Annotated in this window: 7 protein-coding genes; 2 read left to right on the plus strand and 5 right to left on the minus strand. The window is 36.5% G+C overall.

Annotation, left to right across the window (positions count from 1 at the left end):
- Positions 1–405 precede the first annotated feature (405 nt).
- Positions 406–1,362: an L-threonine 3-dehydrogenase gene (locus tag KA909_RS11535; RefSeq protein WP_193839724.1), complete on the minus strand. Its 957-nt coding sequence runs from the start codon at positions 1,360–1,362 to the stop codon at positions 406–408.
- 287 nt (positions 1,363–1,649) lie between these two features.
- Here KA909_RS11535 and KA909_RS11540 point away from each other — a divergent pair, with 287 nt between their 5' ends.
- The gene (locus KA909_RS11540; RefSeq protein ID WP_193839725.1) at positions 1,650–4,382 is read left to right on the plus strand and encodes a 5'-nucleotidase C-terminal domain-containing protein; all 2,733 of its coding nucleotides are present in this window, start codon (positions 1,650–1,652) and stop codon (positions 4,380–4,382) included.
- A 93-nt stretch (positions 4,383–4,475) separates the two neighbouring features.
- On the opposite strand, the gene KA909_RS11545 is transcribed toward KA909_RS11540, so the two are convergent.
- The 4 genes from KA909_RS11545 to KA909_RS11560 form a co-directional block, all read right to left on the minus strand.
- Positions 4,476–5,435, minus strand: coding sequence for an ornithine cyclodeaminase family protein (locus KA909_RS11545; RefSeq protein ID WP_193839726.1), 960 nt, complete (start codon positions 5,433–5,435; stop codon positions 4,476–4,478).
- Positions 5,436–5,603: 168 nt separating this feature from the next.
- The gene (locus tag KA909_RS11550; protein WP_193839727.1) at positions 5,604–6,023 is read right to left on the minus strand and encodes an NUDIX hydrolase; all 420 of its coding nucleotides are present in this window, start codon (positions 6,021–6,023) and stop codon (positions 5,604–5,606) included.
- Positions 6,024–6,034: 11 nt separating this feature from the next.
- Positions 6,035–6,541: a GNAT family N-acetyltransferase gene (locus KA909_RS11555; RefSeq protein WP_193839728.1), complete on the minus strand. Its 507-nt coding sequence runs from the start codon at positions 6,539–6,541 to the stop codon at positions 6,035–6,037.
- A gap of 202 nt (positions 6,542–6,743) precedes the next feature.
- Complete coding sequence (locus KA909_RS11560; protein ID WP_053031038.1) at positions 6,744–7,934, minus strand: glycine C-acetyltransferase; 1,191 nt, start codon at positions 7,932–7,934, stop codon at positions 6,744–6,746.
- A 234-nt stretch (positions 7,935–8,168) separates the two neighbouring features.
- On the opposite strand from KA909_RS11560, the gene KA909_RS11565 reads away from it, so the two are divergent.
- Positions 8,169–9,335: a M20 family metallopeptidase gene (locus tag KA909_RS11565; protein WP_210130246.1), complete on the plus strand. Its 1,167-nt coding sequence runs from the start codon at positions 8,169–8,171 to the stop codon at positions 9,333–9,335.
- Positions 9,336–9,515 lie beyond the last annotated feature (180 nt).

Here is a 9,515-nt window from a genome sequence, read left to right on the forward strand (position 1 = left end):
CAGGAAAGCGAAACAACTTAAACGAGTGAATATCTATCTAAGAACTACTTTACAAGACCAAGGCTCGACCCATCCCCCTAGGCAAGCATCACAACAGAATGAGTAAATATTCATCTAAGCATTTCTTTACAACCCAGCTCCCTATGCAAGCATCTCAACTTAAGTGAGTGATTATCTATCCAGTAACAATTTTCACAAAAAAGCCTGGAACATAAATAATATAATGAATCTATTTTGCAAATTCGCAGTAGCTGACTGAACTGAGAAGGCGCTTAAATCAAGCTTTTCTCAGTTCTAGTCATCCTTGCGGGGGTGGGACGACGAATTCAAAAGAATTCTGTCCCGCTCCCTTTTCACAAAAAACTAGCAGGGTGTTACCACCCTGCCAGTTCAACACATCACACTTTATTTATTTTGTTCTTTTTCTTCAATCGCTTTTAACATTAACTCAGTCATACCAGCTAAATCGTATTTAGGATCAAAGCCCCACTCTTTACGAGAATAGCTTGTATCAATATTATCTGGCCAACTATCTGCAATTGCTTGACGTGCTGGATCCACTTCATAATCTAAAGCAAAATCTGGATAATGTTTTTGGATTTCAGCTTTAATTTCTTCAGGTTCAAAGCTCATAGCACTTAAGTTATAGCCATTACGCGTAACTAATTTATCTGCATCTGCTTCCATTAATTTAATAATTGCATCAATCGCATCATCCATATACATCATATCCATGTATGTGTCTTTAGCAATATAACTTGTATAACGTCCGCTTCTTACCGCTTCGAAATAGATTTCAACCGCATAGTCTGTCGTACCGCCACCTGGTTCTTTAACATGAGAAATAAGTCCAGGGAATCTCACACTACGCGTATCGACACCAAATTTTGTGAAATAATATTGGCATAATAATTCACCAGCAACTTTATTCACACCATACATTGTAGTTGGTTGTTGGATTGTATTTTGAGGTGTATTTTTCTTAGGTGTTGAATCACCAAACGCACCAATAGAACTTGGTGTGAAGAAATGTAATTCATATGTTCTAGCAGTTTCTAATGCATTCATCAAACCGCCCATATTTAAATCCCATGCTAGTAATGGATTTTTCTCAGCAGTTGCTGATAATAAAGCCGCCATATGCATTAACGTATCCGCTTTAAAGTTCTCAACACTCGCCATCATCGCTTCACGATTCGTAACATCCAATACTTCAAACGGTCCATTATTAACCGGTGAGTCCTCTTCCGGTTCTCTAATATCCGTAGCTAAGACATTGTCATTTCCATAAATTTCTCTACATTTTAATACTAGCTCAGTACCAATTTGACCAAGCGCTCCTGTAATAACGATTCTTTCCATAAATAAAAACTCCCTTTGTGTGTTTACCACGAATAATTGTCCTTTTAGGGTGTACATATTCCCTATTTACATGCTTATTATAATATAAAAGCGCTTTCTTGTATACTCAGAAAGTACATTCTTTATTAATCTATTTCTTTTTGAAAAGTCAGAGATTTTTACGTATCGTAGTGTTTGATTTATTAATCATTTTTAAATTTATCGTAAATAATTGAATGCGTAAGCTTTAAGACGGGTGACTTATGCTAATATAAAAATGTAAATTCCATATAATAAAGGAGGCAAATATGAAGCGATATCTTGTTCCAATCTTAATACTATTTTTTATCGTATTTGGTATCACTATGGGTACAACGTATGCTGCTGAATCGGAGTCAATCCAATCAAACAACACCACAGCAGTATCACACACAACATCACAAGAAGCACCATCAGTAAATGCTTACTCGACGAATAAGGATACGGCAATAAAGTCTGATGCAATTTCACATCATGATGACATCACATCGTCGTCTCAAACGACGCCACATCCTGATGTTACAACGTCTACAACACAACATACTACTTCAGAGAAGCACAATGCTTCATCTCAGGGTTCTGCCTTTTCAGATGAAAAAGCATTGCCTGAACCGACTTCAAATGAAGTTCAATCGTCGCAAGATACTAAGGTAAACACATCATCTTCAACAACTGAAGCTTCTAAGTCAGCACAAGTTACACCGCCAAAGGCATCTACGCCGACGAAAGTTACATCATCGCCAGAAGAAGCAACGCAACAACAAAGTCATGATGTTGCTGTATCACAACACGCTACACCTGTTTCAAAACAAGCACCTAAACACAGTGATGCTACTTCAAAGCAAACAGCTATGAAGACGAATGATGTTGCTGCGAATAAGAAAGCAACAACAGCTTCTAACAACAAAGATAAACACACAATTTTACATACAAATGATATTCATGGTCGTTTCGTTGAAGAAGATGGTCGTGTCATCGGAATGGCTAAAGTAAAGGGACTCAAAGACAAATATCATCCTGATTTAATGGTTGATTCTGGCGATGCATTTCAAGGATTACCTGTTTCTAACAACTCTAAAGGTGAGGAAATGGCTAAAGCTATGAATAATGTCGGTTACGATGCGATGACTGTCGGAAATCATGAATTTGACTTTGGCTATGACCAATTACTTAAATTACAGAAACAGTTAAATTTCCCTATCATTTCATCCAATATCTATAAAAACGGTAAACGTATTTTTAATCCTTCCACAATCGTAACTAAAAACAATGTCCGTTATGGTATTGTGGGTGTCACAACACCTGAAACCAAAACTAAAACATCACCTAGTGCAGTTGAAGGTGTGGAATTTAAAGATCCGTTAACCAGTGTCAAACAAGCTATGAATCAAATTAAAGATCATGTAGATATATTCGTTGTCTTATCACACTTAGGTGTGGATAAATCAACACAAGAACGTTGGCGTGGTGATTATTTAATCGAGCAGCTGACGAAAGACCGTTCATTTACACAGCCTATCTTTGTCATCGATGGTCATTCACATACAGTCATTGATCACGGTCAACACTTCGGTGCTAACAATATACTCGCGCAAACAGGAACAGCCCTCGAAAATGTAGGCCGTATTGATTTTAATTTTAAAGATAAGCAAGCAACGAATGTCGAAGCATCATTAATTAATGTCGCTGATGCTGAGCATGTGACACCTGACTCACAAATCGAAGCACAAACTAAGAAAGCAAATGATGCGTTCTTGAAAGCAACATCCACTGTCGTTATCCCTAATAATACAGTGAAGTTAAATGGCGAACGCGCACAAGCACGTACACAAGAAACCAATTTAGGGAATTTAATTACAGACGCTATGGAAGCATATGCCTCTAAACATTTCTCACACCCTTCTGATTTCGCAATCACTAACGGTGGTGGCATACGTGCTTCAATCGACAAAGGTAAAGTTACAGAAAATGATATTATTACTGTATTACCATTCGGAAATTTAATTTCTCAAATTCAAGTTAAGGGCTCAGATGTGTTAAAAGCATTTGAACATAGTTTAAGTGCTGAAACAGATATGCAAGATGGTAAGAAAGTCTTAACTGCTAATGGTGGTTTCTTACAAATTTCTGATTCACTAAAAGTATATTACGATATCGACAAAGCATCTGGACAACGTATTAATGTAATTAAAGTATTGAATAAAGAAAATGGTCGCTATGAAGATTTAGACCCTAACCGCACGTATTATGTAACAACAAATGATTTCACGGCTAATCAAGGTGATGGCTATGATATGTTTGGTGGTCAACGTGAAGAAGGCATCTCATTAGATGAAGTTGTCGCGCAATACATTAAAGAAACCGATTTGAGTAAATATGATACAGTTGAACCTGTACGTATTATCAACGGAGCGCCTGAAAGTGCTGAGCAGCCAAATACTGGTGAAGCAACTCAAGATAGTAACAATCATTCAACAGGTCACGCAGGTAGCGGTCAACAAATGCCAAATAATAATACGAATGATGATTCGAAACATAATAGTCAGCATGGACAACAACCAGCGCATAAAGATACACATCAAGCTAATGGAAATATCATCGAACTTCCTAACGTAGCTAATGGTGGTCATCAACAAATGCAAGTGCCATCAAGTTCTAATGGGAAGCATCACCATAATGATGCACAACCAATGGTCATCAACACTACCCATACATCTACACATCAGCATTGTGGTTATCCTGTAGCTTCAAATCATTACAACAAAGTGATTCAATTATCAAATCACGCCTTTGAACAGCATGCAGGTGCGTATCATATGATGCATCAGCAAAATCATCACACGAGCAACGCACTTCAAACAATGGCGCTCTATAATGAATCATTAACACAGCTACCTAATACAGGTAATACAGATGATACATTAGAACATGGTATCGCAATCTTACTTGTTGTAACTGGAACTGGATTGATATATTGTCGTCAACGCAAAAAATCAGCATAATTTTTAATAATTAATAAACCGTGAATGGGACACTAAATGCATTGTCTCACTCACGGTTTGTTGTCGTTATATTAAGATTGTTGTGACATTCAACTATTTATCCTGCTTTTCAATCGCTTTTTTATAAAAATAATTAGCAACCACTATATCTACAATAGCAAGGCCAACAGATTTAAAGAGTGTCACTTCTTCATCACTCTCACGTCCTGAAATTTTACCTGCAACAATATCACCAAGTTCGCCATGTAAAGATGCTTGTGTGATAATTCCTTCTTCTTGAGGTACCTTTAAATCGCCTGTTTCTTCCATTGCAGCTTCAGTAGATTCAACTACAATTTTGTTAGCTACCATCATTGATTCAGTAGGTAATTCCTGCATATCTGGTTTGAAAGAGCCTACTGCATTTAAGTGAACACCTGGATGTAAAGTATGAGAAAATACGGGATTATTCGAATTTGTAGCAGTTACTACAATGTCCGCTTCTGCTATGGCATCATCCGCTTGATCAAAGACTTTCGTTGCGACATGATATGTTTCCGCTACTTCTTGTGCTAATACTTCCGCATTCGATGTCGTACGACTTGAAAAGTGAATCATATCGATATGTCTCACAGCCATAACAGCTGCAATTAAACCCCTAGCCTGATCACCAGCACCAATAACACATAACGTTTTAGCATCTTTGCGAGCCAAGTATTGCGTTGCTACGCCTGAAATTGCGCCAGTACGTATTTGTGTTAAATAACTGCCATCTAACACAGCAAGCGTTTCTCCCGTCTCATAGTCACTTAAAAGGACTGAACCTGTTATCGTTTTCTTGCCCTTTTTAGGGTTATCAGGCGCAAATGTAACGGTTTTAATGCCAACGATTTTAAGATCATCGGATAAAGCTGGCATGACTAAATAGCGATTATCATCATTAAATGGTAGGACATAGCGTAGTGGCGTTTCTGTCTTACCTTCTGAGAATGCTTTTAACGAATTGGCAACTTCATCAATCACTTCTTTCATATCTAGTAATGCTCGTTGATCTTGCTCATTCAAAACTAACATATTAATTCCTCCATCAAATGCTTTGTCGTTATTCATTATTTACCCGTCAAGCCACTCATTTATCATCTTATTATGTAACAGTTTTAATTCACGTATGTTGATAGGATGAAAAGGCTAATTTAACTTGCTTAAACTAGTCATTTTGATTGAACCGCTTCTTTTCCCACTTTAATCTACAAGTCCTTCATCATAATAAGTAGCGTGATTATTTAGAAATACACGCAAACTATGATGGTAATATACTAACTTTTCATCCGCTTCTTCGATTGGCAACCAACGTAATGTCGAAATTTCATCTTTCATTTGAATTTCTGTTGTATAATCATGTACTTTTGCTTTAAACATAATAAAAAGTGTATGGACATTCATTTGTGTCGATTTACCTTCATTAATACTCACTACGTCCTTAACTTCAATAGCTAAGCCTGTTTCTTCTCTAACTTCACGTTTCAATGCTTCAACTAACGTTTCTCCATACTCAACTTTACCACCGGGTAGTGACCAGCCACCACCATCTGTATTATGAACGAGTAAAATATTTCCTGCTTCATCTTGTATCAATGCATATACTACTTTTAAATCTTTCATTCATCCAACCTTCATTCATTAGGAATTTCAAATCGACTTACTAAATTACCATTCTTTTTGACATATGGTTCGATTTCATATCCGCCATGTTTGTTAATCACTTTTTGTGAGGCAGTGTTCTTAGGATTTGTAGTCATTAATACTTTGTTTACACCTAGTTCTTTTAACAATAGCTTCGCCTCTTGCAACATAAATGAAGCAATGCCGTGTCCTCTACGTGACTGACACACGCCATAACCCACATGTCCGCCAATGTTTACTAAGCGTCGATTTAAGTGATGACGAATATCGACTGCACCAACAATAGCTCCATTTTCAAAGCAAAATAGTGTGGTCGTTGGTACCCAATCATCATCAATCTCTATATTATTTAGATGGTCTACCATGTGCTCAAATGACTCATACTTCGACAAGTCTGTGTTGGAAGGCACTATGGGTTCATCATGAACATACCATTCTTGGAGGTACTTCATTAAAGCCACTTTATCTGAATAGCTTAACTGTCTTAGATTTAGCATTAACACACCACCTTCTAAATTATATGTTAATTTGATATTTCACATTTTAAGATGATGAACTATAACATTATTTTACCAAAATAAATATCTCCACCTCATCTATTAACAAACGACATTTTGAGTTATCTTTGTTATATCACAATAAAAATAGACTGGAACGATCATAATCGTCCCAGCCTAAAAATAACTCTCTCTTATATTATTATTTAATTGTACCTAGTTCTTTACCAACTTTTTCATAGGCAGCAATTGCTTTGTCTAACATTTCTTTCGTATGCGCTGCTGTAGGCATATTTCTTACACGTCCTGTACCACGTGGTACTGTTGGGAAGACGATAGATTTAACATATACACCTTCGTCTTTAAGTCGTTTACTAAATTCTTGTGTTTCTTTTTCGTCTCCAATAATAACTGGCGTAATTGGTGTTTCTGATTCACCAGTATTGAAACCAAGTTTAGCTAAGCCGTCTTTTAAATATTTCGCATTATCCCATAATTGATCGTGTAATTCAGTAGAAGCCATTAATTTTTTCACAGCTTCAGTAATTGCTTTAGTATCTCCAGGAGCTAATGAAGTTGAGAATAAGAATGGTCTTGATTGAGCTTTTAACCAGTCGATAAGTTCTTTAGTACCTGCTACATAACCACCAACTACACCGATTGCTTTTGAAAGTGTACCGATTTGGAAGTCGATTTTATCTTGTAAACCGAAATGTTTAACTGTACCAGCACCTTTACCCATTACACCTGAACCATGCGCATCATCAACGTAAGTAATTAAGCCAAATTCTTCAGCAATTTCAACGATTTCAGGTAATTTAGCAACGTCTCCGTCCATACTAAATACACCATCTGTGATGTACATAACTTTATTGTATTGACCTGATTCAACAGCTTCTTTCGCTTTCGCTCTTAAATCATCCATATCTGAGTGGTTAACACGGATGATTTTAGCTTTAGATAAACGACATCCATCAATAATAGATGCGTGGTTTAATTCATCTGAAAGGATTGCGTCATTTTTGTTCATTACTGCTGAAATAGCTGCCATGTTACAGTTAAATCCTGATTGATAAGCAATAGCAGCTTCAGTACCTTTGAACTTAGCTAATGTTTCTTCTAACTCATCATGTAAGTCTAATGTACCGTTAATTGAACGTACAGCACCAGCGCCAACACCGTGTGAATCAATTGCATGTTTAGCTGCAGATTTTAAATCTTCGTTTGTTGCTAGTCCTAAATAGTTATTTGATGATAAATTAATATATTGTTTCCCATTGATTGTAATTTCTGGACCATTCGCACCTTCGATTGAATCGATTTCGTTATATAATCCATTGTCTTTTAAATATTGAATATTTTCTTCTAAAAAGTTGTGTAGTGATTGAACCATATTCATATCCCCTTTGCATTTATTTATCAACATAATCATAACTGATTTTTCTTGAACATGAAAGCACTATCATTCCAGTTAATTCAATATATTGAATATTCTTTACGTCATGTACAACTGTTCATACAACATGTATATTTACCTTCATTTTCCAGAAAATACCGAATTAATCTATTGAGTTGAATTAGAATTTGATATACTAAAATTCATAATAATTAGGAAGAAGTGGTTCATGTGTTTGATTGGTTTCAATTAGCCAGTAATAAGGAAAATAGAATGATTCAGATGCGTCGCTATATGCATCAATATCCTGAACCTTCTTTCGAGGAAACTTGGACGCATAACTATATTCTAAATCAGCTTAGTCATCTTGATTGTAAAATTGAATCACCTATTGGACGTAATGGCATTAAAGCAACATTCAAAGGTAAAGAAGAAGGACCAACAATTGCATTTCGTGCTGACTTCGACGCACTACCTGTACAAGAACTTAACGATGTACCTTATAAATCGAAGAATGATGGATTGATGCATGCATGTGGTCATGATGGCCATACTGCGATATTATTAGGCGTCGCTGAGATTGTGCATGAACATCGCCATTTATTAAAAGGGAATGTGGTCTTTATCTTCCAATACGGTGAAGAAATTATGCCAGGTGGCTCTCAAGAAATGATTGATGATGGTTGCTTAAATGGTGTTGATAAAATTTATGGTACACATTTATGGAGCGGCTATAGTACAGGTACGATTTATTCAAGACCTGGTGCAATTATGGCATCACCAGATGAATTCTCGGTTACGATTAAAGGTAAAGGGGGGCATGGCGCTAAACCGCATGAAACCATTGACCCAATTGTAATTATGGCTGAGTTTATTCTCAGTGCGCAAAAAATTATTTCTAGAACAATCGATCCTGTTAAAGAAGCTGTCCTTACATTCGGAATGATTCAAGCTGGATCGTCTGATAGTGTTATTCCCGATAGTGCTTTTTGTAAAGGGACTGTGCGCACATTTGATACAGAATTACAATCACACATTCAACATAAGATGGATAAACTATTACAAGGCTTGGCATTAGCTAATGATATCACTTACGACTTAGAATATATTCGTGGCTATTTACCAGTACACAATCATGTCAATGCATATGAGGTAGTCAAACAAGCTGCAAATGACTTACATCTACGCTTCAATGAATCTGAGTTAATGATGATTGGTGAAGACTTTTCTCACTATTTAAAAGTCCGCCCAGGGGCATTCTTCTTAACTGGATGTGGTAATAAAGATAAAGGTATTACAGCACCACATCATAACCCACATTTTGATATAGATGAAGCTGCATTTAAGTATGCTGCTAGTGAGTTCTTGAAAATATTAGAAATTGAAAATGTGTTTTAAAATTGAATCGTTTAGCTTAATGGAACAATGAGGCTGGCACAAAAATAATATAATGAAGCTATTTTGCAAATTCGCAGTAGCTGACTGAACTGAGAAGGCGCTTAATTCAAGCTTTTCTCAGTTCTAGTCACCCTTGCGGGGGTGGGACAACGAATTTAAAAAGAATTCTGTCCCACCCCC

The sequence above is a fragment of the Staphylococcus sp. GDX8P54P genome, assembly GCF_017893165.1.
GTDB lineage: Bacteria > Bacillota > Bacilli > Staphylococcales > Staphylococcaceae > Staphylococcus > Staphylococcus borealis.

Excerpts from the sequence above, each read along its gene's own strand:
- KA909_RS11535 (WP_193839724.1), bottom strand. The coding sequence starts at position 1,362 with ATGGAAAGAATCGTTATTACAGGAGCGCTTGGTCAAATTGGTACTGAG.
- KA909_RS11540 (WP_193839725.1), top strand. The coding sequence starts at position 1,650 with ATGAAGCGATATCTTGTTCCAATCTTAATACTATTTTTTATCGTATTT.
- KA909_RS11555 (WP_193839728.1), bottom strand. The coding sequence starts at position 6,541 with ATGCTAAATCTAAGACAGTTAAGCTATTCAGATAAAGTGGCTTTAATG.
- KA909_RS11560 (WP_053031038.1), bottom strand. The coding sequence starts at position 7,934 with ATGGTTCAATCACTACACAACTTTTTAGAAGAAAATATTCAATATTTA.
- KA909_RS11550 (WP_193839727.1), bottom strand. The coding sequence starts at position 6,023 with ATGAAAGATTTAAAAGTAGTATATGCATTGATACAAGATGAAGCAGGA.
- KA909_RS11545 (WP_193839726.1), bottom strand. The coding sequence starts at position 5,435 with ATGTTAGTTTTGAATGAGCAAGATCAACGAGCATTACTAGATATGAAA.